This is a genomic window from Bullifex porci (genome assembly GCF_009695635.1).
Classification (GTDB): Bacteria; Spirochaetota; Spirochaetia; order Sphaerochaetales; family Sphaerochaetaceae; genus Bullifex; species Bullifex porci.
This window is the reverse complement of sequence record NZ_VUNN01000028.1, coordinates 1-25,422: the sequence shown is the minus strand read 5'-3', so window position 1 is coordinate 25,422 and position 25,422 is coordinate 1. Positions and strand designations below refer to the sequence as shown.

At 36.4% G+C, this 25,422-nt stretch carries 25 protein-coding genes, 1 rRNA gene and 1 pseudogene; 18 read left to right on the top strand and 9 right to left on the bottom strand.

Annotation, left to right across the window (positions count from 1 at the left end; genetic code table 11):
* Positions 1 to 145: 145 nt before the first annotated feature.
* Entirely contained in the window at positions 146 to 379 is a 234-nt protein-coding gene (locus FYJ80_RS10465) for a hypothetical protein (protein ID WP_154426687.1), read from the top strand.
* Complete coding sequence (locus FYJ80_RS10460; RefSeq protein WP_154426686.1) at positions 379 to 1,071, top strand: GTP pyrophosphokinase; 693 nt, start codon at positions 379 to 381, stop codon at positions 1,069 to 1,071. The genes FYJ80_RS10465 and FYJ80_RS10460 overlap by 1 nt, the downstream gene beginning before the upstream one ends.
* On the opposite strand, the gene era is transcribed toward FYJ80_RS10460, so the two are convergent.
* Entirely contained in the window at positions 1,058 to 1,945 is an 888-nt protein-coding gene (gene era / locus FYJ80_RS10455; RefSeq protein WP_154426684.1) for a GTPase Era, read from the bottom strand. The genes FYJ80_RS10460 and era overlap by 14 nt on opposite strands.
* A 51-nt stretch (positions 1,946 to 1,996) precedes the next feature.
* On the opposite strand from era, the gene FYJ80_RS10450 reads away from it, so the two are divergent.
* Positions 1,997 to 2,569 (top strand): ATP-dependent Clp protease proteolytic subunit, encoded by a 573-nt coding sequence (locus FYJ80_RS10450; protein WP_154426682.1) that lies wholly within the window; start codon positions 1,997 to 1,999, stop codon positions 2,567 to 2,569.
* Here FYJ80_RS10450 and FYJ80_RS10445 read toward each other — a convergent pair whose 3' ends face one another.
* Complete coding sequence (locus FYJ80_RS10445; RefSeq protein WP_154426680.1) at positions 2,570 to 2,893, bottom strand: TfoX/Sxy family protein; 324 nt, start codon at positions 2,891 to 2,893, stop codon at positions 2,570 to 2,572.
* Positions 2,894 to 2,937: 44 nt separating this feature from the next.
* Between FYJ80_RS10445 and FYJ80_RS10440 the strand changes: the two genes are divergently transcribed.
* Together FYJ80_RS10440 and FYJ80_RS10435 are read left to right on the top strand one after the other, a co-directional pair.
* The gene (locus FYJ80_RS10440) at positions 2,938 to 3,876 is read left to right on the top strand and encodes an endonuclease/exonuclease/phosphatase family protein (RefSeq protein ID WP_206361070.1); all 939 of its coding nucleotides are present in this window, start codon (positions 2,938 to 2,940) and stop codon (positions 3,874 to 3,876) included.
* Between the two features lie 2 nt (positions 3,877 to 3,878).
* The gene (locus FYJ80_RS10435) at positions 3,879 to 4,616 is read left to right on the top strand and encodes a DNA-3-methyladenine glycosylase family protein (protein WP_154426677.1); all 738 of its coding nucleotides are present in this window, start codon (positions 3,879 to 3,881) and stop codon (positions 4,614 to 4,616) included.
* On the opposite strand, the pseudogene FYJ80_RS10430 reads toward FYJ80_RS10435, so the two are convergent.
* Positions 4,613 to 5,230 (bottom strand): annotated as a pseudogene (locus FYJ80_RS10430) (redox-sensing transcriptional repressor Rex). The gene FYJ80_RS10435 and the pseudogene FYJ80_RS10430 overlap by 4 nt on opposite strands.
* Before the next feature lie 185 nt (positions 5,231 to 5,415).
* Between FYJ80_RS10430 and FYJ80_RS10425 the strand changes: the two are divergent.
* The 7 genes from FYJ80_RS10425 to FYJ80_RS10395 all read left to right on the top strand — a co-directional run bounded on the left by FYJ80_RS10425 (position 5,416) and on the right by FYJ80_RS10395 (position 11,632).
* Entirely contained in the window at positions 5,416 to 5,880 is a 465-nt protein-coding gene (locus tag FYJ80_RS10425) for an NADH-quinone oxidoreductase subunit NuoE family protein (protein ID WP_154426675.1), read from the top strand.
* On the top strand, positions 5,877 to 6,356 hold the full coding sequence (locus FYJ80_RS10420; protein ID WP_154426673.1) for a hypothetical protein: 480 nt from the start codon (positions 5,877 to 5,879) through the stop codon (positions 6,354 to 6,356). The genes FYJ80_RS10425 and FYJ80_RS10420 overlap by 4 nt, the downstream gene beginning before the upstream one ends.
* A 15-nt stretch (positions 6,357 to 6,371) precedes the next feature.
* Positions 6,372 to 6,746 (top strand): (2Fe-2S) ferredoxin domain-containing protein, encoded by a 375-nt coding sequence (locus FYJ80_RS10415; RefSeq protein WP_154426671.1) that lies wholly within the window; start codon positions 6,372 to 6,374, stop codon positions 6,744 to 6,746.
* A gap of 1 nt (position 6,747) precedes the next feature.
* Positions 6,748 to 8,535 (top strand): NADH-quinone oxidoreductase subunit NuoF, encoded by a 1,788-nt coding sequence (locus FYJ80_RS10410; protein ID WP_154426669.1) that lies wholly within the window; start codon positions 6,748 to 6,750, stop codon positions 8,533 to 8,535.
* Between the two features lie 14 nt (positions 8,536 to 8,549).
* The gene (locus FYJ80_RS10405; protein WP_154426667.1) at positions 8,550 to 10,298 is read left to right on the top strand and encodes an NADH-dependent [FeFe] hydrogenase, group A6; all 1,749 of its coding nucleotides are present in this window, start codon (positions 8,550 to 8,552) and stop codon (positions 10,296 to 10,298) included.
* 162 nt (positions 10,299 to 10,460) lie between these two features.
* On the top strand, positions 10,461 to 10,697 hold the full coding sequence (locus tag FYJ80_RS10400) for a hypothetical protein (protein ID WP_154426665.1): 237 nt from the start codon (positions 10,461 to 10,463) through the stop codon (positions 10,695 to 10,697).
* 131 nt (positions 10,698 to 10,828) lie between these two features.
* Positions 10,829 to 11,632, top strand: coding sequence for an SDR family NAD(P)-dependent oxidoreductase (locus tag FYJ80_RS10395; RefSeq protein ID WP_154426663.1), 804 nt, complete (start codon positions 10,829 to 10,831; stop codon positions 11,630 to 11,632).
* Between the two features lie 62 nt (positions 11,633 to 11,694).
* On the opposite strand, the gene FYJ80_RS10390 is transcribed toward FYJ80_RS10395, so the two are convergent.
* The 4 genes from FYJ80_RS10390 to FYJ80_RS10375 all read right to left on the bottom strand — a co-directional run bounded on the left by FYJ80_RS10390 (position 11,695) and on the right by FYJ80_RS10375 (position 13,973).
* Positions 11,695 to 11,850 carry a hypothetical protein gene (locus FYJ80_RS10390; protein ID WP_154426661.1) on the bottom strand — a complete coding sequence of 52 codons (156 nt, stop codon included), beginning with the start codon at positions 11,848 to 11,850 and terminating at the stop codon, positions 11,695 to 11,697.
* Between the two features lie 27 nt (positions 11,851 to 11,877).
* Positions 11,878 to 12,750: a hypothetical protein gene (locus FYJ80_RS10385; RefSeq protein WP_154426659.1), complete on the bottom strand. Its 873-nt coding sequence runs from the start codon at positions 12,748 to 12,750 to the stop codon at positions 11,878 to 11,880.
* Positions 12,734 to 13,300, bottom strand: a complete 567-nt coding sequence (locus FYJ80_RS10380) for a hypothetical protein (RefSeq protein WP_154426657.1) — start codon at positions 13,298 to 13,300, stop codon at positions 12,734 to 12,736. Before FYJ80_RS10380 ends, FYJ80_RS10385 begins: the two co-directional genes overlap by 17 nt.
* A 190-nt stretch (positions 13,301 to 13,490) precedes the next feature.
* Positions 13,491 to 13,973 carry a hypothetical protein gene (locus tag FYJ80_RS10375; protein ID WP_154426655.1) on the bottom strand — a complete coding sequence of 161 codons (483 nt, stop codon included), beginning with the start codon at positions 13,971 to 13,973 and terminating at the stop codon, positions 13,491 to 13,493.
* 94 nt (positions 13,974 to 14,067) lie between these two features.
* Between FYJ80_RS10375 and FYJ80_RS10370 the strand changes: the two genes are divergently transcribed.
* From FYJ80_RS10370 to FYJ80_RS10355, 4 genes are all read left to right on the top strand, one after another.
* Positions 14,068 to 16,098: a beta-propeller fold lactonase family protein gene (locus tag FYJ80_RS10370; protein ID WP_206361069.1), complete on the top strand. Its 2,031-nt coding sequence runs from the start codon at positions 14,068 to 14,070 to the stop codon at positions 16,096 to 16,098.
* A 114-nt stretch (positions 16,099 to 16,212) separates the two neighbouring features.
* Complete coding sequence (gene pepT / locus FYJ80_RS10365) at positions 16,213 to 17,436, top strand: peptidase T (RefSeq protein WP_154426651.1); 1,224 nt, start codon at positions 16,213 to 16,215, stop codon at positions 17,434 to 17,436.
* Positions 17,433 to 18,368 (top strand): hypothetical protein, encoded by a 936-nt coding sequence (locus FYJ80_RS10360; protein WP_154426649.1) that lies wholly within the window; start codon positions 17,433 to 17,435, stop codon positions 18,366 to 18,368. The genes pepT and FYJ80_RS10360 overlap by 4 nt, the downstream gene beginning before the upstream one ends.
* Positions 18,365 to 19,705: a hypothetical protein gene (locus FYJ80_RS10355; RefSeq protein WP_154426647.1), complete on the top strand. Its 1,341-nt coding sequence runs from the start codon at positions 18,365 to 18,367 to the stop codon at positions 19,703 to 19,705. The genes FYJ80_RS10360 and FYJ80_RS10355 overlap by 4 nt, the downstream gene beginning before the upstream one ends.
* A 347-nt stretch (positions 19,706 to 20,052) precedes the next feature.
* On the opposite strand, the gene FYJ80_RS10350 is transcribed toward FYJ80_RS10355, so the two are convergent.
* Positions 20,053 to 20,745, bottom strand: coding sequence for a glycerophosphodiester phosphodiesterase (locus FYJ80_RS10350; protein WP_154426645.1), 693 nt, complete (start codon positions 20,743 to 20,745; stop codon positions 20,053 to 20,055).
* A 71-nt stretch (positions 20,746 to 20,816) separates the two neighbouring features.
* Here FYJ80_RS10350 and FYJ80_RS10345 point away from each other — a divergent pair, with 71 nt between their 5' ends.
* Complete coding sequence (locus tag FYJ80_RS10345) at positions 20,817 to 23,642, top strand: insulinase family protein (protein ID WP_206361068.1); 2,826 nt, start codon at positions 20,817 to 20,819, stop codon at positions 23,640 to 23,642.
* Here FYJ80_RS10345 and FYJ80_RS10340 read toward each other — a convergent pair.
* Positions 23,632 to 25,011, bottom strand: a complete 1,380-nt coding sequence (locus FYJ80_RS10340; RefSeq protein WP_328596784.1) for an MATE family efflux transporter — start codon at positions 25,009 to 25,011, stop codon at positions 23,632 to 23,634. The two genes, FYJ80_RS10345 and FYJ80_RS10340, sit on opposite strands and share 11 nt — an antisense overlap.
* Before the next feature lie 321 nt (positions 25,012 to 25,332).
* On the opposite strand from FYJ80_RS10340, the gene FYJ80_RS10335 reads away from it, so the two are divergent.
* Positions 25,333 to 25,422: ribosomal RNA gene (locus FYJ80_RS10335) — 16S ribosomal RNA — on the top strand; the annotation flags it as partial.

Sequence of the window (25,422 nt, the reverse complement as noted above, 5' to 3'; positions counted from 1 at the left end):
CTTGTTCATGGTAAATGAATTTGGCGATTACATTTTACCATGTTTGCCCGGGTTTTCTAGCTCCGGGCTTTATTTTTGCATAAAAATAGGGCTGCTAAAGAACTTTTGAGTTTTTTAACAGCCCCTTAAATATTATAATAGATATATGAATATTTCCGAGATTATGAAATTTAAGGGTGCATGGGATAAGTTTTCAACTGCCCATCCTCAATTTGTTAAGTTCCTTTCCTTTATGGCATCCTCTCCTATTGAGAAGGATACAGTATTTAGAGTTACTGTTGAAAAGCCAGGTGATGATAAACAGATTAAAACAAGCATTAGAATAACAGAAAGTGATCTTGAATTAATTGCTCTATTAAAATCTATGGCTAAAAAATAATGGAAAAGGATAATAATAAAATAGCAGAGCAGCTTGCTCAATTATTTAGTGACGATGAGTCAATGAAGAGAGTTAAAGAGGACTTTCACGAATACCTTCAGCGCCTTAAATCGTTGATGTCCTGCTATCAATGTGCATTGATGGAGGTTGAAACTAAGTTTAAGGTCTTAGATGAGCGTTTTTCTTTAGATCATGAAAGAAATCCTATCTCTATGATAAAGACTAGGATTAAGTCTCCAGAGAGTATTAGAGAGAAATTAATACGTAAGAATATTCCAATAGACTCAGATGCTATTTCTAAGCTCGATGATATTGCTGGTGTAAGAGTTATTTGTTCCTTTGTTGATGATATTTATATGCTAGCAGATTGCCTTTTAAAGCAGGATGATATCAAGCTTATTAGTAAAAAGGATTATATTAAGAATCCTAAGGAAAATGGATATAGAAGCCTACATTTAATTGTTGAAACCCCTGTATTTTTAGAGAGTGGAAAGCGGTATATGAGAGTTGAGGTACAGCTTAGAACTATTGCTATGGAGTTTTGGGCAAACCTTGAGCATAGACTTAGATATAAGAAGAATTTATCAGAGGAGATAAATCTTCTAACTCAGCAGGAGCTATTAATTTGTGCAAATCAAAGTGCAGAGCTTGATGAAAGAATGCAAAAAATTAGAAATCTTATAGAGTCCTAAAGATTTTATCTAATACTATTTGGTTATTTCTCCATTTAGCTTGAGCCTTTACTCTCAAGTCTAATTGGAGAGTAGAGCCTGGGAATATTTTCTTAATTTCCTTAAAGGCTTCCTTTCTAATTCTCTTTATGTTTTCACCACCCTTACCAACAATGATGCCCTTTTGGCCATCACGTTCTGTTATAATAAAGGCTCTTACCCAAACACTTTGCTCCTCTTCATTATACTCGATATCGGCAACCTCAACATATATTACATGAGGAAGCTCATCTGTTAGTAAATTAATAGTTTTCTCTCTGATAATTTCAGAGATTCTAAATTCTAGAGGCTGGTCTGTATAAGCATTCTCTGAATATAATAGCTCTCCCTCCTTAGCAAGCTTAAATAGGGCAATAAGAACCTCATCTACACCCTCATCATTTAAGCCACTACACTCAAGAACCTCAGCACTCTTTACATTTTGCTCTAAAAAGAATTTAGCATCCTTTTTTTGATCATCTGTTAAAACATCGCTCTTATTTAGAAGTGAAACAATTGGAACCTTTACCTTTGAGAGTATTGAGCTAATTGCTTCCTCTTCCTCCTTTAGAGCTCTTGTAGCATCGATTATGTAAAGAATGATATCGCTATCTGAGAGAGCAGAGATTGTAATATCCTGCATCCTTTTATTGATAGTTTTATCGCTTAGGTGGTAGCCTGGAGTATCTGTAAAGATAAGCTGTCCTCTTTGGTCTGTATAAATACCTCTGATGGCATTTCTAGTTGTTTGTGGAGTAGGTGCTGTAATTGATACCTTCATCTCACATATTGTGTTTATTAATGTTGATTTACCTACACTTGGTCTTCCAATTACAGAGACTGTTGCACACTTCATAAAATACCTCTTATCTTTTCAACTATCAATTTTTTGATTATACTGAAAAACATGAGTGAAGAAAAGAAGAAAGAGATAGCAGAGAATCCTGCATTAAATGATAAATTGTTAAAAACTCGTTCCGTTATGCTCACAGGTGAGATAACAAAGGAAAGTGCTGACCAAGTAATAAGACAGCTACTTGTTTTAGATAGTGAGTCTTCAGACCCAATTACAATTTATATCAACTCACCTGGTGGTGATGTTGATGGTGGCTTTGCTATTTATGATACAGTTAGATTTATCTCAGCTCCTGTAACTATGGTTGGTCTTGGGCTTGTTGCTTCTGCTGCAGCCTTAGTGCTTTTAGCTGTGCCTAGTGAAAGAAGAGTAGGTCTTCCTAACTCCTCTTATTTGATCCACCAGCCTCTTTCTAAGATGCAGGGTGTAACTACCGATGTATTAATTCATGCAAATGTCATTGAGCGCTTAAGAGCAAAGCTCGATAAAGTAATTGCTGATGCAACTAAAAAGAGTGTTGAAGAGGTTTCTAAGGATACAGAGCGAGACCACTGGCTATTTAGTGATGAGGCTCTTGAATACGGACTTATTTCAAAGATAATAAATAGTAAATCAGAGCTATGATTAAAGAGGCTTCGGCCTCTTTTTTGTTTTCTCAGGAAGCGCTTCCTTTATAGTATTTATATAATCAATTAAGAGCTCTCTATTTTCTATATCTAAAATTGGATAAAGTGAAGCACCCTCATATGGATATCCCATCTCAATATCTGGATAGGCTTTTAATCCTATATCAGTTCTTTTAACATAGAAAATATCATCACAAACAAAGCCTAGCACCTTTGAATCAATGTAGATGCAATAGTCACCAAACATCTTTTTATAAGCAATATCTCCACACTCTGAAATGTTGTCAATAAGATATTCAACAATAGCTAAATTAGAGGACATAGTGTTATTTTACATTTTTTTTCAAAATAATGTGTATTATTTATATGAAGTACATTTTTATTATTTTAATAACTCTATGTTTGTTTTCTTGTAATAATGATTTAAAGGTTGAGAAAAACTCTCTATCTATTATTACATATAACCTGTATAACCTCTTTGATGATATCGATGATGGTTATGAGCACTCCTCCTTTAGGCCTCATAGTGGCTATACTGCAAGAGATTTTCAAAAGAGAGTAGAGCTTTATAGCAATCTATTTAAGAGTGAAGAGTTTGAAGCTGATATTATATTTCTTCAAGAAGTTGAAAGTGAAAGAGTCTTAGAAGCTTTACTTAATGATAGCTTAAGACGCCGTGGTTATGCTTACTACGGTTTAGCAAGAGTTGATAACATACCAACTACGGTTGGTTTTATAAGTAAAATAAAACCAAATGAGGTTCAAATCCACGATAGTGGCTCCTCACGTCCATTTATGTCACTAACACTATTTAAAAATGGAAGCTTATATAGAATATTTTCTTTACATGCAAAAAGTAATCTTGGAGATGAGGAAGAAAATAAGAAGGAAAGAAGGCTTTTGGCAAGACACCTTAAGGGGCTTATTAATAAGGATGAGAATGTTATTATCCTTGGAGACTTTAATACTGTTATTAGTAATGATGATTTACTTAGCTTTTCTGACAGTGTTGATTCTATATTTGTTTGTAATGATATTAATAATATTAATGATAATGCATTTTATGATGCTACGGAGGATTCATATTATCCTCTAAACTCTGAAGGCACCTATAATTATAATGGTAGGTGGTACTTTTATGATAAAATACTAATTTCAAAGAGTATTATCGATACAAAGAAATATAGTTTTAGAATTCTAAATTTGCCAAGTGTCAGTAAGGATGGCTTTCCTTTGGCATATGATAATTCTTCTGAGAGTGGCTTTTCTGACCATTTTGCGTTAAAATTGACTCTTGGTGATTAATTATGGATGAACTTAGAGAGATTTTAACTGGTGGACAAAGCTTTAGCTGGAGCGAGGAAGCAGATTGCTTTAGTGCAGTATTAAATGAAAGAGTATATAGAGTCAAAAAGGAAGAGGATTTTTATCAGGATAGCTTTCTTAAAGCCTATTACGATTTAGACTTTGATTATTCTACTGCAAGAGCTGAAATAAGTAAAAAGGATGAATTGTTAAAGCAGGCAGTAGAGAATTTCCCAACACTTAGAATTTTGCGTCAGGATCCTTGGATTACATTAATTAGCTTTATATTAAGTCAAAATAATAATATTAAGAGGATTAAGGGGTTATATGATAAGCTTTGTGTTAATTATGGTCATGAAGTAGAGAAGGGATATTATTCCTTCCCAACCCCTAAGGAGCTTGAAAGAGTTACTATTAGTGAGCTTAGAGAGCTTAAGGTGGGCTTTCGTGATAGATATATCATGGATGCAATTGAAAAGGCAGATATCCTAAAGGGCCTTGAGGCTTTAAGCTACGATGAAGCTGAAAAGAGACTTATGAGTATTACTGGTGTAGGCAAGAAGGTTGCTTCCTGTATCCTTTTATTTGGTTACCATAGGATGGAGGCCTTCCCAATTGATGTTTGGATTAAGAAGGTGCTTAATACCTACTATCCAGGAAAGGAGCTTTCCTATTTTGAGCCTTATCCTGCCCTTTGCCAGCAATATCTATTTTCTATGGCTAGATTTATTAAGCTTTAACTATTAAATTGAAGCTCGTAGAATATTTGCTCTAGCTCTAGACCAATATTTATATTATGTACTACAGGAATAATACCTGAGCTTGTGCGCTGAGGCTTTAGAGTTATTGGAGAGAAGTTTAAAACTCCTGTAATTCCATACTCAAGTAGATGCATGTAGCACTCCTGTGCACTAGACTCAGGAACTGTAATTATAGCAACCTTTACCTAGTGTACTCTTATTACCTCCTCTAAGCGTGAGAGAGGGTATACTGGAATTGGAGATGCCGGATCTGAGTAGATTACAGGGTCTGAGTCAAAGCCAGCTACAATTTTTATTCCATCTGGCTCAAAGCCTTGGTAGTTCATTAGTGCCTTACCAATTCTTCCACAACCTACAATTATTACATTTTGACTATCGCCCTTACCTAGGATAGAACCAATTTTTTCTATTAATTCCTTTATTTCATATCCACCTCTTTTTTGACCATGAATACCTAGTAAGGAAAAATCCTTTCTAACGATTGATGGGGATACTCCTGCGGCATCAGCAAGATTATGTGCAAAAACTTTTTCTAAACCAATAGCTCGTAATCTATTTAGCGCTCTATAGTAGCGTGTAACGCGAATTATCATGTCCTTATTCATTATTTTTCCCTTTTAATGTGAATTATGGTATATTAAATTGCAATAATAGTCAAATAAATGAGATTCAATCTTTAACTGTTATTCTTTAAAAGAATATAAAGTAGGCTTAAACATTTGAATAAATGGGGTAAAGTAATGTACAATTACAAATAACAAAAACCTTAGGAGGAGTTATGTCACAGAGTTTGTTTTCTGATGATCTACTTTCATTTATCGAAGAGTGGAAGAACAAACCGGGCAATCTTATTATGGTACTCCATCGTGTACAGTCTGAGATCGGTTATATCTCAAGAGAGGCTGCTGATGAGGTATCTCGCTTGCTCGATGTCCCACTAGCCACAATATGGGGTGTTGTAACCTTCTACCATTTCTTCAAGCTCAACAAGCCAGGTAAGTATAATATCCAGGTTTGTCTTGGTACTGCATGCTACCTTAAGGGTGGTGATATGATTATTGAAGAGCTTGGTGTACAGAAGGGTTTAGACATTGATGGCCTTACAGAGGATGGTAAGTTTTCTCTACAAGCTGTTCGTTGTGTTGGTTGCTGTGGTCTTGCACCTGTTATGACAATTGATGGCGAGGTATTTGGTAAGGTAACAAAGAACCAAATAGCAGGAATATTGGATAAGTTTGAATGAGCCATGGAGAGCCGGACTTTCTCTTTGAGGCTGTAGCTAACAGTCTTGAGGCAGGGGCAAATAGGATAGTAATAGATTATAAAAGATACCAAGAGTTTGTTGACATAACGGTTACGGATGACGGAGAAGGGTTTTCTTGCGATGTCTTTTCTAAGGGTGTGTCGACCAAAGGGAAAAACCGTGGAAATGGTTTATTTCTTTTAAAAGAAAAAGCACTATCTTGTTCAATTAAAAGAGAAAATAGTTTTACAACTCTTTTTTATCGTATGAAACTTGCAGAAAGTAGTCCTTTAAGTGAAGTACTTCCGTTTATATTCTCCTATGCTGATTATGAGGTAGCTATCGAATTTGTGTTCTGTTCAGAGGTCCTAAATGAGAGGATTAGCTCCGATGCTTTGAAGGTTGAATTTGGAACCTTAAGCAGTGTTAGAGCTTTATCAGCTCTTAAAAAACGGTTCTCAATGTTTGATTTGTAATAAAGGAGTCCCAAAATGGCAAAGTTGTCATTAGAAGAATTAAGAAGCCTTCGTGGTAGCGAAAGTGAGCGTTTAAAAAAGCGCTCTATCCATGGAAGAGATACACATGTTGTAGTTTGTATGGGAACATGTGGAATCCAGGCTGGAGCAAAGATTGTATTAAATTCGATTGTGGATGAGCTAGAAGCAAAAGGACTTGATAACGTTATTGTTACTCAGTCTGGCTGTGCTGGTTCTTGTAAGGATGAACCTATTGTAGAGGTACATACTCCAACATTAGGTTCTGTAGCATATGGTCATGTTGATGCTAAGGTGGCTAAAAGTATCGTTGATGAGCACATCATTGGTGGAAAGATCCTAGAGAGCCACAAGATCGATCTGGAGGTTTGAGATGGGTTTTAAGAATTATATCTTTGTTTGTGGTGGTACCGCCTGTGAATCATCTCGTTCAGATCAGATTTATAAAAATCTTATAGAGGAAGCAAAGGCACAGGGTGTAGGTGATCAAATTCAGGTTATTAAGACTGGATGCTTTGGATTCTGTGAGCAGGGTCCTATCGTTAAGGTCCTCCCTGAAGATTCCTTCTATGTTCAGGTAAAGCCTGAGGATGCTAAAGAGATTATTAGTGAGCATGTTATTAAGGGTCGTGAGGTTACACGTCTATTATATAATAAGGCTCCAAAGAAGCCTCTAGAAGAGGTTGAGGATATCGGCTTTTATAAGAAGCAGCTTCGTGTCGTACTTCGTAACTGTGGTGTTATCGACCCTGAAAATATCGATGATTACATTGCAAATGATGGTTATGTAGCACTTGAAAAGGCGCTTTTTGAGTTAACTCCAGAGCAGATTATCGATGAAGTGAAGGCATCTGGTCTTCGTGGACGTGGTGGTGCAGGCTTCCCAACCTGGATGAAGTGGAATTTTACAAAGCAGGCAGAGGGCGATGTAAAGTATGTTGTATGTAATGCAGATGAGGGAGACCCAGGTGCTTACATGGACCGCTCAACTCTTGAGGGTGACCCACACTCAGTTCTTGAAGCAATGACTATCTGTGGCCGTGCAATTGGTGCTCATCAGGGCTTTATCTACATTAGAGCTGAATACCCACTTGCTATTCACCGTCTAGAAATTGCAATGAAGCAGGCTCGTGAATATGGCTTACTTGGAAAAAATATTCTTGGCTCCGGCTTTGATTATGATATCGAGATTCGTCTTGGTGCTGGTGCCTTTGTTTGTGGTGAGGAAACAGCTCTATTACAATCTATTGAGGGTCATCGTGGTATGCCTCTCCCTAGACCACCATTCCCAGCAGTTAAGGGTCTATGGGGTAAGCCAACAGTAATTAATAACGTAGAAACCTGGGCAAATATACCAGTTATTATCGCAAAGGGTGGTGCTGAGTTTGCTAAGATAGGTACTCCAGATAGCCGTGGTACTAAGGTATTCGCATTAACTGGTAAGGTTAAGAACTCAGGACTTGTTGAGGTTCCAATGGGAACAACTCTTCGCGAAATTGTATTTGATATCGGTGGTGGTATTGCTAATGGTAAGAAGTTCAAGGCAGTACAAACCGGTGGACCATCAGGTGGTGTAATTACTGAAGAGAACCTCGATACTCCAATTGATTTCGGCGGTCTTCAGAGAATTGGTTCTATGATGGGTTCTGGTGGTATGATCGTTATGGATGAGGATGACTGTATCGTAGACGTTGCAAAATTCTACCTCAACTTCACAGTTGATGAATCATGTGGTAAGTGCTTCCCATGTAGAATTGGTGGTAAGAGCTTATACAATATTCTCGATAAAATTACACTCGGTAATGGTACTCCTGAGGATATTGAGCAGCTTAAGCAAATTTCTCTTGCTATGCAGAAGGGCTCTCTTTGTGCACTTGGTCAGACTGCTCCAAACCCAGTACTTTCAACTCTCAGATATTTCCCTGAGGAGTATGAAGCTCACATCAAGGAAAAGAGATGTCCATCAGGTAAGTGTAAAAAGCTCATTAGATATACTATCAATCCACAGAAGTGTATCGGCTGTACAGCTTGTTCTAGGAAGTGTCCTGTTGGTGCAATCACAGGAGAACTTAAAAAGACTCACTCTATCAATACAAGTGCTTGTATTAAGTGTGGCGTTTGTAAGCAGACATGTAAGTTTGGCGCTATCAGCATAGAGTAATATTGGAGGAAAAAATGGCTATTCATCTTACTATACAGGGTGTTGAAGTAACTGTCGAAGAGGGAACAACAGTCCTTGAGGCAGCAAGAAAAGCAGGGATTAGAATTCCTACCCTCTGCTACCATCCAGATTTAAAGCCTTTTGGCTCCTGCGGACTTTGTGTCTGTAAGCAGGAGGGCAGTGCTAAGATTATTCGTGCATGCTCTGCACCTGCAGCCGAGGGTATGAAAATTATAACTCACGATAATGAGCTTTTTGAGGTTAGAAAGACAATCCTTGAGCTTGTTATGTCAACTCATCCAGCTTCCTGCTTAACATGTGTTAGAAACAATAAGTGTGAGCTACAAAAGCTTTGTGTTGAGTATGGAATTAGAGAGCAGCCTTTCGAAGAGAGAATTCCTGATCTTCCAAAGGATAAGTCAACAGGTACAATTGTTCTTGATCCAAGTAAGTGTATTAAGTGTGGACGCTGTGTACAGGTTTGTCAGAGCCTACAGGGTGTTTATGCGCTTGAATTTATCGGTAGAGGTGACTCAACTCTCATGACTCCAGCTGCTAGCCTTCCTCTTAATGATAGCCCATGTATCAAGTGTGGTCAGTGTGCAACTCACTGTCCAGTTGGTGCAATCTATGAGCTTGATGAGGGTGGTACATTCCTACATGAGGCTTCAAAGAGTGAGAAGGTTGTTGCAGTTCAAATTGCTCCAGCTGTACGTGTTGCTCTTGGTGAGGAATTTGGATTTAAGGCAGGTGAAATTACTACTGGAAAGATCTATACAGCTCTTAAGCGCTTAGGTGCTGACTATGTATTTGATACCAACTTCGGAGCAGATATGACTATCATGGAAGAGGGTAGTGAGCTTGTTAAGAGAGTAAGTGAGGGTGGTGTACTTCCACAGCTTACCTCCTGCTGTCCAGGTTGGATTGAGTATGTAACAAAGTATTATCCTGATTTAATTGAAAATCTTTCTTCCGCTAAATCACCTATGATGATGCAGGGTGCTATTACAAAGACCTATTGGGCAGAGAAGATGGGTATCGACCCAGCTAATGTTTACTCTGTTGCAATTATGCCTTGTACAGCTAAAAAGATTGAGATTAAGAGAGATGAGCACATGAAGTCCTCAGGCTACGATGATGTTGATTTAGTTTTAACAACTAGAGAGCTTGCTCGTATTATTCGTCAGCGTGGTATTGATTTTGCTTCTCTTCCCGAGACTGAGGTTGATAGTCCTATTGGTGAATACTCAGGTGCCGGAACTATCTTTGGTGTAACTGGTGGTGTAATGGAGGCTGCAATAAGAACAGCTTACAATGCTATCACTGGAAAGGATCTATCAGATCCAGATATCATGACAGTTCGTGGTAGAGGTGAGTTCAGACATGGTGCTATTGATGTCGATGGAAAAGCAACCTTAAGATTTGGTGTTGTTCATGGTATGGCTAACGCAAAAGAGGTTCTTGATGAGATAAGAAATGCTAAAGCTCGAGGTGAAAGAGCTCCTTATGAATTCATCGAGATCATGGCATGTAGAGGTGGTTGTATTGCTGGTGGTGGACAGCCTCTTGGTACAGATGATGAGATTAGAAGTAAGAGAACAAGTGGTTCTTATACAGATGATAAGAATTGTGCAAAGAGATGTTCTCACCAAAATCCATCTGTACAGAAGATTTATAGTGAGTTCTTTGAAGCTCCTCTATCTGAGAAGGCACATCATCTATTACATACTTCCTATAAAGAAGTACCTGTTTACAAGAATTAGTTTTATTCTTGAAGTACAAAAGGACCGAGCAATCGGTCCTTTTCTTATATAAAGTGAAAAAAGCTTACCTAAGTATTACTTTTTAAAAATTTAAGCTTTTTTAGCTACTTTTTTGTTTTGATAAAATTGACCATCCTCAGCTAGCCTTCTTAGGCTTTAGCTATGAATTATAATATTGGTGAATTAGTATATTTTATTGAAAACAATTTGAGTCTCAGAAAGGCTACTGTGATAAGAGTATCTGGAGAGTTTTGTACTCTTAAATTCCTTGATTCTTTAGGGGGAATTACTCTTAGAAATAGTCGTTTATATAGAGACCTTAAGGATGCTGAGAAGGTAATTAATAGGGGAAAGCCTGTATCAAGGAGCTATTCAATTTCATATGATTATTTGGGATGAAATTATTATATATGTCTAATAAGAAAATAGAATATAAGGAATAATGAAGGATAAATTAGCAACTTTTTTGAAATTTTTTACTCTAATTTAATAAAAAAATGCTATATTGGAAATAAGGAGGTTTATTTTTTATGGATAGATTAAAGGATAAAGTTATAATTATTACTGGTTCTACTAGTGGTATTGGTATTGGTATTGCAAAGCTTTGTGCAAAGGAAGCTGCTAAGGTTATTATTACAGGTAGAAACGTAGAACGTGGTCAGAAGGTCGTAGATGATATCATTAATGATGGTGGTGAGGCTTGGTTCCACGCTTTCGATTTAACAAACCGCGATTCAATGCATGCATTAATTGAGGATGTTGCTAATAAATATGGTCGTATTGATGTTTTAATCAATAATGCTGCAGGTATGGGAATGAAGGATGGTCGTGTAGATGAGATTTCCTTCGATCAGTTTAATGCTGTAGTAGCTACCGATTTAGGTGGAACCTTCAATATGATTAAAGAGGTTCTCCCTTATCTTCTAAAGAATGAAAAGGGTGGTAACATTATTAATATTGGTTCTATGGCAAGTGCTGGTGGTGATCTCGGTACTATTGCTTATGCATGTGCTAAGGCTGGTGTTGATAAGCTTACAGAGTATGTAGCATGTATGTATGGCCCAAGTGGTGTTCGCTGTAACTGTGTTCGCCCAGGTCTAATCGTAACTCCTCAGAATGAAGCACGTATCCCAGGAGTTCTCAAAGATATCTTCCTATCTAATATTCTTGGTAAGCGCTATGGTCATCCAGAGGATATTGGTCACCTTTGTGTATACCTTGCAAGTGATGAAGCAGAGTATATGAATGGTCAAGTATTAACCTGTGATGGTGGTCTTAATACTCATACACCAACAGTTGCACAGTTTAGACAAATGGCTGGTCGTACCTGGTAATAATTATTACTAGATTAACAAAACACCTCTTATCGTTATTTCGATAGAGGTGTTTTCTTTTATTAAATGTTTATAATTACATGGTTTTTCTTTACTATATCCATAAACTCATACAGATTCATATTAAGTAAGCTTAAGGCTTGCTGAATTGATATTATTTTACTATTTATTAGTGCTACAAGCTTTAAAACCTCATTTTGTTTTGAAATTTCATCCATATTGAACCTCTTTTTTATCTTTGTTAACTAAATCGCAAAATTATATTTCTTTGCAATTGGTCTTACTCCCTCTAATACTCCATAAAGAGAGAAGGCGGCTATTATTAGTCCCGTTACTACAGGAGATCTTTTTGCTGCAGTTCCTGTTGCTATCATAGAGGCAGCAAGAGCCCAAGCTGAGTAAGAGTCCTTATAGATACTTTCAAGCCAGCTTTCAAAGGATGGAAGGTCATCACCTGGAATTCCAAATCTCCTATACTCAAAGAATGTCATGATTCCTGAAGCAACTACACCTGCCGCTACTGCTACTGCACAGGCAGCAGATACCTTACCCCAAACCATTACCTTTGGAATGCAAGCATAAACAAGTCCTGCAGTTAGAAGGACTACGGCCTTAATAACAAGCTTCTTTAAATCCTTGTATAGCTCCTTTTGCTGAGCCATTGTCATTTGTCTTGATTGCTCCTCAAAAATTCTAGCTGCATGCTCCTCCTCTTCCTTTGCTTTCTCAACAAGCATTTGATAATCTTCGTCACTTACTAAGCCTTTAGCACTCTTGACGATTTCATCTGTTGTAGTTGCTGTTAAAACCTTGTATGAGAAGTTAATATACTCCTCTCCACCATCCTCAATTGCTCGAGCAACGATATCAGAGCCCTTTAAGGAGCGAATATCAATTGATCGTCCAGTTGAATCAGTAAACTCAAGGTCATCATTTTCCTCTAAGAGTGGGAGTACATTTTCTAGCTCCTCATCAATGATTCTAGCGACTCTGCTTTGAATTTCCTTCTCAGAGACCTTACCAGCAGCTGCTGCATCGAGTGTACATCCTACTAATGTTGAAAATGACATTACGATGAGAAGCATTAGTGCTACAAGCTTTTCAATTTTCATTTTCATAAGCGATTGCCTCCTTATTAGAGGCGTCCTCCTTGTAAGAATTTTTTTCTAAATCCCACCTATAGCTAACGATAAGTGAGAATCTATACTGTGAAAGCTGCTTAATTGAGATGCCCATAGCGCTAATTGCGCTGTCAAAAAGGGAGGCTCTAAAATCTAAGGAGAGGTGCTTAAATAATGTGAAGGTATAACCAGTCCTAATAGCAGTTAAGAAAACAGATGGCTCCTGAGGAGCATCTAAACCAAATAAAAATGTGTAATCAATTAAGCTGGCACCCAAATAGAAGCCACCCCTTTCAAAGGGATAGTAATCAAAGCTAAGAGAGGTAGTAACAGCATTAACTATAGAGTCTCTGTCAGAGCTTTTGTAAAAGCCTAAATAGGAGCTTATTCTAATATCATCATAGCTAGCACTTACCTCACCCCTGATAGCTAAGTTAGAGTTAATAAGACTATCTATAGAGAGGGCATCAACTCCAATATTTATAGAAGCTGCAGGTAGCAATAAAATAGAAGATGAAATAACAATTAACATGGTGATTTTCTTCATGGTTTAATGTTATTTAAAAACTATCCTGCTATGTGGTATGAGTGTGTTTAATTTTTACAACTTTTATAAAAATGGGCGTTTAAACGCGTGAAACGGCGAAAATGCGTGTTTTTCAGCCGTTAAAATTTGATTGCAAGAAAAAATGTGTTTAATTTTTAAATATTTTTTTCAAAGAAGGTATAAAACCGGTTTAGGACCACTTTAAAGCGCGATTTAGAGCCTCCTCCTCATTTTTTATACTCTTTGATGAAAACTGTAGCTCTTCCTTGTTATTTAAGGTGAAGGTAATACCCTCATGGTAGTCATCAACCCTACCTATAGTGTATGTACTAATCTCAGAAATATCTCTCTCAATAAGAGTCTCAACTCTTTTCTTTCCACTTCCTCTTTTTACAAAGATAAGCTTATCATCACATATGACTAATAGCCCATTATATATGTCAGGAGTTTTATTGTTAATCTTTATATATCCAGCCTTTATACTCCAGTAGGGCCTACCCTTTAAAAAGTCCTCTAGGTCCTTTTGCTTAACAGTTGTATCGAGCTTATAGAAAAGGAAAAAGAGAGCAAATAAAACAATATATAGAGACCAATATATTAAATTATTTTTAATTGGAATAAACACTATAATAAATAGCATTACTGGCATTAGAAATAAGAGTAATTTTTTCATTTTTTGACTCCTAAAAAAAATCATACCAAAAAATTTGCATCGAGCCAAATGTTGAGATAAAGATATGGTCACATTCAATGCAATTGGAGGCAAAATGAAAAGACAAAAGCTTAATTCAATTTTAGCTATCGTGCTCATATTATCTCTAGCTTTATTTATATCTTGTGAAGCAAAGAAGAATACAGCAGATATGAGAATTACAATGGAAAAGGAAGTATCTAGAACCTATACTCCAACAGATGTAAATCTTAGTATTACAAACTATGAGCTTACCTGTACAAGTCCATCTAATGAAATATTTAAGTACACAACTAAGAGAAATACCTTCATCCTTGAAGGCGTTGCCCTTGGAGAGTGGAATATTAAGGCAGATGGCAAAAATGATAATGGAACTGTGTTAGTCTCTGGTAGTACAACCTTTAATCTTAACGATACTAATACTAATGCAACTGTAATTTTAAATGAGCTAAAGGGTACTGGTAATGTTTCTCTAACCTATAGCTGGAATAGTAGCCTGGTAAAGAGTCCAAAGCTTGTAATTACCTTTAAGGGTGTAGATAACACCGAAAATAGGACAATTGAGCCTCCTATTTCATCTGGTGCTGCAGTTCTAAGCTTAGAGGGTATTCCTGCAGGCTCATATACCTCTAATGCTATACTATATGATGGTAGTGTACAGGTTTCAGGTGCAATTGATGCTGTTAGAGTTGTTGATGCAAAAACTACAGCTGGATCTATTAGCCTAAATCTTGATGATGCTCCTGCTATTGCTGGTCACATAACTCTTGAAAATAAGGTTGGAACACCTGTTAATTGTGTAATAACAGGAATTGAAAATGGCCAAGTATTAACTGCTCAGAAAAAGTATGATATAGAATTAGACACTCAAGGAATTAGTGCAGAGGATATTACTATTCAATGGTATCTAGATGGTAAATTTATCTCATCTGATAAAAAGACCTCTATTACTCCAGTTCCAGGTATGCATCGCTTAGATATTATTGCAAATACTAAGATGCTAGGCTCAACGGGCTCAACACAAATTAATTTTGAAGCTGCTGTTTTAGGTGTAACTGGACAGCCTGTACTCGCTGGTGTAATTGAAAATGGAGATATTAAAATTGGTGGTAGAACTAATATTGATTTTCTTCCAGATGGAAAGCTCTTGATAGTATCTGATACATATCAAACTGCATCAATTTGTTCTATCGTAAGAAACTCCTTGAAGCTTGAAAATAGTGTAGCTATAAACAAGGCAATTAAGAAGATTAGAGTATTAAATACCGGAAACATTGTAGCAATGATTTCTGATAGTGATAACTCTGCATTAAGGTGGACCTATGATAAGAATACCTGCTCACTAATTAACCTAGTAAATTGTGCAGGTAATATCTACCCTCATACTGCTGCACTTAAATTTGATAGAATATATGACATTGTTCATCCAGGAAGCTGGGTAACTGGATCCTTTGGAGTTATAGGCTATGGTGATGAAGTTACAGCAATATCATTGAGACACTTAACAAATTCTAATACTACTCCAGGTAGTAGTGATAACTTTGTACGAAGTGGTAGAACTGTTAATTATGGTAGCCTTATTGATTACTCAATTACTGCATCCTCAGATGATGGAGACTGCATTGGTTATGTAAATCCAGAGGGTAAGGCAGCTGGCTCAAAGGCTATTAATGGAACCTTAAAGACTAAGGCATTTGAGGACTCAAGACTTGTAGGAGCAAGTGCAATAGCTATCATGAATAGCCCTGATACAGAATCAATAAGGTATGCAGTTGCTGTAGGCGATAGCTTCGTTATCTGTAAAGGTAATTTAAATAGTGGTCTTAGCGTTGTTGGTACAGTCTCTAGAACAGAGGATGGCTCTAGCTTAAATACAAACTATATGTTTACAGATAAAAAGGGTACATACCTATATGCCTTAAATACTGGTGATAACTCAATATCACAATATTTAATGGAGGATGATAGCCTTACCTTTGTAGCAAAGACTGATTTAGAAATTACACCTCAAAGGGCAGCTATTTCTAATAGTGGAGTATATATGTTTATCACAGGAAATGACTCCTCTAAGATATTAATGATGAAAATTAATACTCAATCTGAATGATCTTTTTCTTCTTCCCCCATCGCTCTCCTTGTTCCCCGAGAATAACCCTCTCGGGGAACTCTTCTTTTGCTAAAAACTATTTAAATAAATTAACCGCTATGCCATAATACTTTTATGGAAGATTTTAGAAAAAGCGTTGCAGAACGTTTTCTGCGTTATACAAAATTTGACACAATGAGTAATCCTTCTCTTGCTGGAAAGAAAAGACCAACCACAGATGGACAGATAGAGCTTTTAAATGTATTAAAAGGTGAACTAGATGAGCTAGGTCTAGAGACATATCTAGGGCAAGAGGCTGTAGTAAGAGGTGTATTAAAGGCTAATAAGGAAAATATCCCAACAATTGGCTTTATGGCTCATGTTGATACAGCTGATGATGTTGATGGAAACCATGTAAAGGCTAATAAATTTATCTATGAGGGTGGAGATATTATTCTTAATGGTGGAACAACAATTAAAGCCGCTGAAAACCCTGATTTAGCATCCTTCATTGGTAAAGAGATTATTACAAGCGATGGTACAACCTTACTTGGTGCCGATGATAAGGCAGGAGTAAGTGAAATAATGGAGGCTGTAAAATATCTTGTGTCTCACCCAGAAATAGAGCATGGAGATATTGAGATTTACTTTACTCCAGATGAGGAAACAGGAAGTGGAATGTCAAAGTTCCCATACCAGCTATTAAAGAGTAAATGCTGCTATACCTTTGATGGTGGAAGAGAAGGTGAGGTTGAGGCTGAATGCTTTAATGCTGCAACTCTTGAGCTAAAGGTATCAGGTGTATCAATGCATTTAGGCTCTGCTAGAGGAAAGCTTGTCAATGCTATCACAGTACTATCTCAGATAATTACAACACTACCTATGTCAGAGAGTCCTGAATCAACAGATGGTCGTTATGGCTACTACTGTGTATTAGGAATTGAGGGAACTAGTGTAGAAGCAAAGGCTGAGCTTTTTATCCGTGATTTCGATAAAGCTAATTTTGAATTTAGAATAGAAGAAAGTAAAAGAATAGCTGAAGCTATCGCTTCTATATACCATGCAAAGATTGAGATCTCAACTACAATTAGCTATAGAAATATGGCTGATGCAAATAGTAAGGTCCCTGAGGCTACTACAAGTATTATGGAAGCTGGAAAGGCTATTGGACTAGAGCTTTATGAAACTATTATTAGAGGCGGTACAGATGGTGCTCGCTTAGCAGAAACTGGAGTTCCTTGTCCAAATATCTTTACTGGAGGACATAACTTTCACTCTCTTGAGGAGTGGGTTCCTGTCGATAGCATGAATTCAGCTGTTAATTTACTATTATCTATAGTGAAGTGGTGGGCTAAGTGATTAAGAAAATTATTTTATTCATAATTGTGACCGTAATTACATTCCCTTTATTTGCTAAGACGAGTGTTAATTGGTCCTTTGATGAAAAAAATGATGAGCTACAGGAATTTGAGAGAAAGCTTGTAAAATACCTCGATAACTTAGGCTATGATGAGGAAGTAGATTTTCTCTCATATTCCAATTCTATTTTAACTCTATCTCTTTTTGATAAAGAGTATAGAGCCCCAATAGCAAAAGATTATGTCGATGAGGCTATCGACTCAATTTTGCTATATAATGAAGCCTTTGATAGTAAAAGTGATGAAAAAATAGATTATTTCTACCAAAAAACCTTTTCAAGCACTGCACCTTTAAAACGGGGAAGCCTATATTATGCTTTAAATAAGGATGGCAAAAAGCTGGCCCTAATGGTTGTTGATAAGAATAATCCAGCCTCTACTCTATTAGGGCTTTATTCTAAAAAATTAGTCACAGGATTAGAGCTTAAGAAGGCCTCTCCATATGTAATAAGCATAGCTACAGGCTTAATTTTCTCTCCAAAACTTATACTTAATGGTGATATAACATTAAAAAACCAAAGCCTATTATATCCATTTAATCCTGCGATAAAGCTTAAGGTTGTTAGTAATGCATATAATACTACATCGTATTTAGGTGGAGTAGGCGTTAGTACATGCCTTCCTTTATCGACATTTTATCCAAGAGCAATTTCTCTATTAAGAAATACATCCATCGTTGCAGAGGCTTTTATTTATATTGGATATAATAAAAAAGTAGTTTACTCTGCGGGCTGGGATATATATCTTAGTAATATGCTTAATGAGCACTTTGGCTTTACTGTAGGCTTTGAGAAAACTATTGCTTTTAATAAGGATAGTAAATATGCACTACTAGAGAATACAGAGCTAAAGCTAGGAGTAGTAATTAGATGAGGAAGATAATAGCTATTATTATAATTTCTATTTTCTTAACTGCTTGCTCTAGCTTATCAACTATAATGGAAGCTGCGTATACAGGTGTTCCAACCTGGGCTATTCAAAAGCCAACTAAAAAAGGGTTAATCTATTTTGTTAGTAGCAGTAATGCTGAAAACCAAAACCAAAGAGCAAACTTAATTTATCGTGATTTATTAGCACAGATTTCTGAGGAATTAGGGTATGAGGTAACAGGTACCTATTATCGAGAGCTTTCAACGTTAGGAACTATTGCAGAGCTAGGCTTAGAAATTATTGATTATAGTGAAGTTTCTGGAACTTTATACTATTTAGCTGTAGCAGATGAGGCTCTCTTTGATAGTAAGAGATCTGAGGAATATAAATTAGAATTAGATAGAGCGCGTCGCATAACAGCCTTAAAGGAAGAGGCTATAGAGTATTATAAGAATAATAATGATATAGATACCCTAAATTGCTATGTTAGTGCTGCTTTAATATTAAATGAGGGGCCAGCTCTTTCCTACACTAAGGAAGAGTTCTTAGATAGTGCAACTGAAATTGCTAAAAATATTAAATTTAAGCTTAGTGATGTAGACCCTAATAGTGGTAAGTGTATTTTAAATGTCTCAAGAGATAGAGGTGCTCTCTCACCTAGAGTAGTTGAAGCCCCAATTTTAGTTACGATTATGGTCCATGACCATTCTGGAAGCTACTTTGAATATTCATATCGTGAAATAACAGATGAAAAGGGGCAGGTTGAGTTTTATAAGAAATTTCCTCGAATGGCAAATATTGGAAGTGTAACCTTCTCCCTTGATATCGCTACAGAGGCTTTACCATCTGAGGCGCTAAAAAAGGAGATTGAGGAGACAACAATTACCTTCGATTACAATATAGTAAGCGAAGTTGCTAAGGATGGTATTGTAATAGCCTTTAGTGAGTGGGATGAAAATGGTGAACAGCTTCCTACTACCTACTCCTCAGATGCCTTTAGAAGCTACCTTGAAAAGGATGGTATAAAGGTTGTTAATGCAATAATTAACGGTAATGAGTTTGAGGAGGTATTAGCCTCTGCTCAGGAAAGATTTGCAGATAAAAGATATTTAATATGGTCAAGAGTAGGTAGAAATACAATACATAAAACCTCTACTGGTGATTACGTTACTTCATCACAAGGCTATACAGTCTTAGCAGATTTAAAGAGTGGTGAGATGCTCTATTATGATTATGACACTCAAAGTGTAGCTTGGGGGCCTGATTGGGAAAAGGTCAACCAAGAGCTATTTACCTCATATGGCACATTAATGGCATCTCAGATAACAAGGTATCTATAAGATTATATTATATGAGATTAAAGACGTGAATTTATAAAGAAGGATTGCTACATTATAGCTATTGATCATAGAAGAATATGGTAAGAATCCCTAACTCTATGTCACTATCTTTCCTCCATAGATTTTATCTAAAGATGTAAAATATGTTTGATTATGAAACCATTACAGGAATTTAGTTTTGAATTACTACCTTGGAAAGGTAATAATCGCCACTAGTTCTACTAAGATTGATAGTGACGATTTTTTTTCAATTAAAAATTTCTTGGAGCGAACACGGTCTATTTAAAGAATAATCTCATTTTCATTCTATTTATTTCTTGAGATATAGTGCTCGAGCCCGAGAGCTACTATAATCTAATTTCATCTACTGTGTTAGAAATTATAACTTTAGCTCCTAGAGCTATAAACTCCTCAGCCTCTTTTTTAGTATCAACACACCAAACAGAGATTGGCTTTTTACTTGCTTTTAGCTGTTGCTTTGCTACATTAATACCAGGCTTTAGGAAATTAGGTGAGCAAATTAGCTTACCCTCTCCATGCTGCATTATGCGTGGAACAGATGGAACTGCATCATAGATAATAGCTGTTGGAATATTTTTACACACTTTTTTAAAGGCTCTCAAAGGAAAAGGATTAAAGGATGATATCATCACATTATCTTCTAGCTTGTACCTTTTAATTACCTCTAGGGCTATATTGGGGAGCTTTGAAAAGACAAATGGCTTTTCCTTAAGCTCAATATCATAGATTATTTTATCCTTAAAAAGCTCAAAAACTTCCTCTAATGTTGGAATTTCCTTATCGATAGCCCTTAGCTCATCCATAGTAAGCTCTTCGACTACTTCATCTATACCAGTAGTTCTCTTTGTGCTGTGATCATGAATAACAGCAAGCTTATTGTCCTTAGTAATATGAATGTCTAATTCAATGCCATCAGCTTTGCTATCAATAGCAGCTTTAAAGGAAGCTAAAGTATTTTCTCTATATTTAGATGGAAGGCCTCTATGTCCAAGGAACATAGGAGTAGAAAAATCATGCATAATAAACCTCTATATAGAGAATATCATTTGTATAATTGTTTTTCATCGTTTACTTTGATATTTTAATGCTTATGGATGATTTTAAGCTTATTTCAAAGCAAGTAATACCTAATATGGATGCGAGTGCTACTCTCTTTCGCCATCCATCTGGCTTTGAAGTGTATTATATAGATGCAAAGGATGAAGAAGCTTTCTTCTGTTATCAATTTAAAACATACCCATCAAGTAGTAATGGTGTATTTCATATATTAGAGCATACGATTTTATCAGGAAGTGAAAAATACCCATTAAGAGACCCTTTTAGTGTTGTATCACGCTCAAGCTGTAATACATATCTTAATGCACTAACATTTCCAGATAAAACTCTATACCCAGCTGCTTCTCCATTAAAGAAGGATTTAGATAATATCTTCTTAATCTATAGTGATGCAGTATTTCGCCCGCTCCTTAGGAAGGAAACCTTCCTTGCAGAGGGAATTAGAGTAAAAAGCAATCCTCCTTCCTTTGATGGAGTTGTCTTTAATGAAATGCTCCCTGATTCTCTTTCACATGAGAGTGTTGTTTCATCACACTCATTAAGAGATTTATTTCCTAATACTATGTATTCATTCTCTTCCGGAGGAGATGCTAAATGTATAGCTACTCTTACCTATGAAGAGTATTTAGCTTCATATGATAAGTACTATCACCCATCAAATGGTGGCCTATTTCTATATGGTCAAAATATTGATGTCGATGAAAAGCTTGAGATACTGTCATCATATTTAAAGGGTGTGGAAAAAAGAGAAAAGCTCCCACTTTATGAAAAAACTATACGCTGGGAAAAGCCAAGAGAAGAAATCTGCTACTCCTCTTCAGCAGAGGGTGATGGCAGAATAACTGTAATAGTTAGCATTTTAACAGCTCTATTAAATACATCTGCTTTCGATAGAATGTTTATGTCTGTCATAGTAGATGCGCTTTTAGGAAGCCCATCGTGTCCGCTATACAGTGCTCTGTTAGAATCAAATCTAGCAGATGATATTTCATCTCAAAGTGGAATGAGCGGTGATTTCTTTGAAATTCCATTCCTAGTTGGCTTAACAGGTGTAAAAAGTGAGAAAATAGAAGAAGCAAAGAGCTTTATCATTTCAGCATTAAAGAGTATTGCTCAAAAGGGTTTAGATAAGGATTTAATAGAAGCTGCAATTAGAAGACAGGAGTTTGCTTCTCGTGAAATTCCTGGCGGAATTCCTAATGGCTTTCGCATGCTATTGCGTTGCTCTCGCTCATGGGTAAGGGGAGAGAATATTATTGAGGATTTAGCTCCTTCTGTTTCAATTGCAAAGGTTAGAAGTGCTTGGCAGGAGAATCCAAATATCTTTAATGAATTTATCGAGAGAGAATTAGTAAATAATAATCATAGATTAACTCTTACTGTAATCTCAGATGATAAAAAGGCATCTGAGGATGAGAAGCTATTAGAGAAAATGGCCATTGAAATGGTAAATGAAAAGACTATCGCTGATGAAAAGCTCTTTGAAGCCTTTATCTCAAAGCCTGATAGTGAGGATGATAAAAATAAAATCCCAAGACTAATGCTACAAGATGTGCCAATAAAGGGTAATACAATCGCAGATGAGATTATTGATAGCATAATAGTTCAAAAGCAGCTTACTGGAGGAATAATTTACTTCGATTGTGCTATCGATTTATCTGATAAGAGTAGCGAGGATCTTACCTATTATTCAATTTTAAGTAGAGAGCTAACTGTAGCTGGAATAGTTGGAGAAGAAAAGAGTTTAATACATAGATCCTTAAGACTCTTAACTGGCTCACTTAATTTCTATTTAGAAACTGGTAAAAACCAAGATGGTAGTACTAGAGCTTCATTGATGATTAGAATGAAGGTGCTAAAGGAAAACCTAAAGAGCGCCTTAACTGAGCTATTTAGACTACTTACTATGTGTGATATTTCAAATATTGAAAGTGTAAAAAGTGCGTTAAATGATATAAAAACAGACTTTCAAGAAAATATAACATATGCAGCAACCTCCTTTGCAGCCTCTGCAGCTGCTGCGTCTCTTTCTCCATCACTCTCATTAGGTGAGGATGTAATGGGAATAAAGGCTTGGCAAGCTTTATCTCAAATGACGGTTGAAAGTGCAGCAAAAGAGCTTGGAGGTCTCTTTGAAAGCCTTAAGGAAAGAGGTAGATATCTTATCCACTTAACATTGGAAAGCAGTGATAGTGAGTATTCAATAAATATCGTGAAGGAGTTTTTATCAAAATTTAAGGAAAGTAATATAGTAACTCCAATAGATAGAGAGATAACAGAGAAGGATAGCTGTATATTTTATCCATTACCTGTTCCTGTATCATATAATGCTATAGCTCTTCCTTCCTCAATATATGGAAGTAAAGAGGAAGCTGCAGAGGAGGTTTTATCTGCTATGCTATCAGCAGGAGCACTATGGGATGCAGTAAGAACGTGCTCTGGTGCTTATGGCGTTGAGATGATCGTTGACTCTCTAGAGGGCTCTATTGTTATAGCAACCTATAATGATCCAAATATAAAAAAGACCTATGAAACTATTGAGAGTGTAATAAATACATTTGAAATAAAGGAAAAGGATATTGAAAACGCAAAGCTCTCAATTATTGGTAGGCTTCTAAAGCCACTAGCTCCTTCTGATAGAGCAATTGTCGGCTTTAGAAGACATCTATATGGAATAACACCTGAATTAAGAGCTGCCTTTAGAAGCAATATTTTAGCTTCAAGCAGCTCTGATATAGAAGAAAGTAGAAATAAAATAGCACTTCAATTAAGGTCTTCCTCTAAAGCAACGTTAGGCTCTAAGGAGACCTTTGAGGCTGATGGCATAGCTCTTCAGCCTAGAGTGCTAATTAAGGTGTAAGCATAAGGTGCTTTTTAATTTTTCTCATTCGTGCTATGTAGCAAAATGGAAGTATTACAGCAGCCCCAATCCAGGCTACAGGTGATGATAAGCACACACCTCTATATCCCATAAAAACTGGGAGAGTAAAAGCTGCTATACATCTAAGCACTAGCTCTGTAATTGATGAGATCATTGGAATTGCACCTGAGCCTAACCCTTGGGAGCCCGTTCTGAATAAAAATATCATACCTAGTGGGATGAAGAAAACTGAAATAGTATTCATATATAATTGAGCATTCTCGATAATACTTTGGTCTGTAGTTGACGCATCTAAGAAGAGGTATGAGAGAGGCTTTGTAATTGTGTGAGCTAATAATAATGAAATTAAAGCCCAAGAAACTATTATAGCAAAGCCAGATCTGAAGCCTTTTTTGATCATATCGAACTTACCAGCACCCAGGTTTTGTGCTGCATAGGTTGAGATAGCCATACCTAAAGCAGGGAAGAATTGAGTAACAATATTTTCAATCTTATTACCTACAGAGTATGCGGCAACTATATCTGAGCCAAAGCTATTGATCGCAATTTGAACAATAATCACCCCAATTGCACAAACAGAAAATTGAATAGCACCAGGAAGACCTATTCTTAATAGCTTAGCTATTAGGTGGCTATCAAGCTTAAAGTGTGCTTTTTCTGGTCTAAGTATTGGAAGCTTCTTATTGATGTAGAAGTAACATATAATTGCACTTATTCCTTGGCTTATTACAGTTGCAAGTGCAACTCCTGTACAACCCAGAGGAATAATCAATACCAGTGCTAAATCTAAAATAACATTTAATATAGATGATATTACTAAAAATAGAACTGGACTCTTAGAGTCTCCAACTGCTCTTAATATGCTTGCAAAGAGGTTGTAATATATATTTGTTAATAGGCCTATATATATGACAAATATATAGTCGTTTGCCATATCTAATATATTTGAAGGTGTATTTACAAGCTTTAATAGTATCTTGGAAAATAATGCAAATACTATTGATATTAAAGCGCCGATAATAAGAGAAAGAATTAAGCTCATTGCAAAGCTCTTCTTCATTAATCTTTCATCCTTGGCTCCAAAGGCTTGTGACACAATTACTGCAAAGCCATTTCCAAGTCCAATTGAAAAGCCTACTACCATAAAGGCAAAGCCACCAACAGACCCTAATGCAGCAAGTGCATCAACACCGACAAATCTTCCAACTACTATGGTGTCTACCATAGAATAAATCTGTTGGAAAAGATTTCCTAAAAATAGAGGAATAGTAAAACTAAGTAATAGCTTTAGTGGGGAGCCCACTGTCATGTCTTTTTCCATGAGAATGCTATATATTACTAACAACATAAAAAGTCAATCAGAATTGCTATAAAAGAAATATTAAAATAATTTCTTTTGGAATATAAAAATAAAAAAAGTGTAAAAAATATTTAAAAAAACACTTGCATTAAAATAAAGAAAGAGTTATATTCCTTATCCGTTGACCACGAGTTGGTTGACGATCTTTGAAATAGATAAGCGATAGGAAAGAGAGAGAAGAGAAAGAAGCCTGAGGCTTCTGTCAATTCAAATAAATCGAACGGAAAATGAAAAAAAGCCGGTTCGTGCGAGTATGACAGGATAAACTAGTTAAGAAGAAATAAGCGGGAACTTGTTCCCGTACTTTTGATAACGGAGAGTTTGATCCTGGCTCAGAACGAACGCTGGCGGCGCGTTTTAAGCATGCAAGTCGAGCGGTAAGGTCCTTCGGGACCCTAG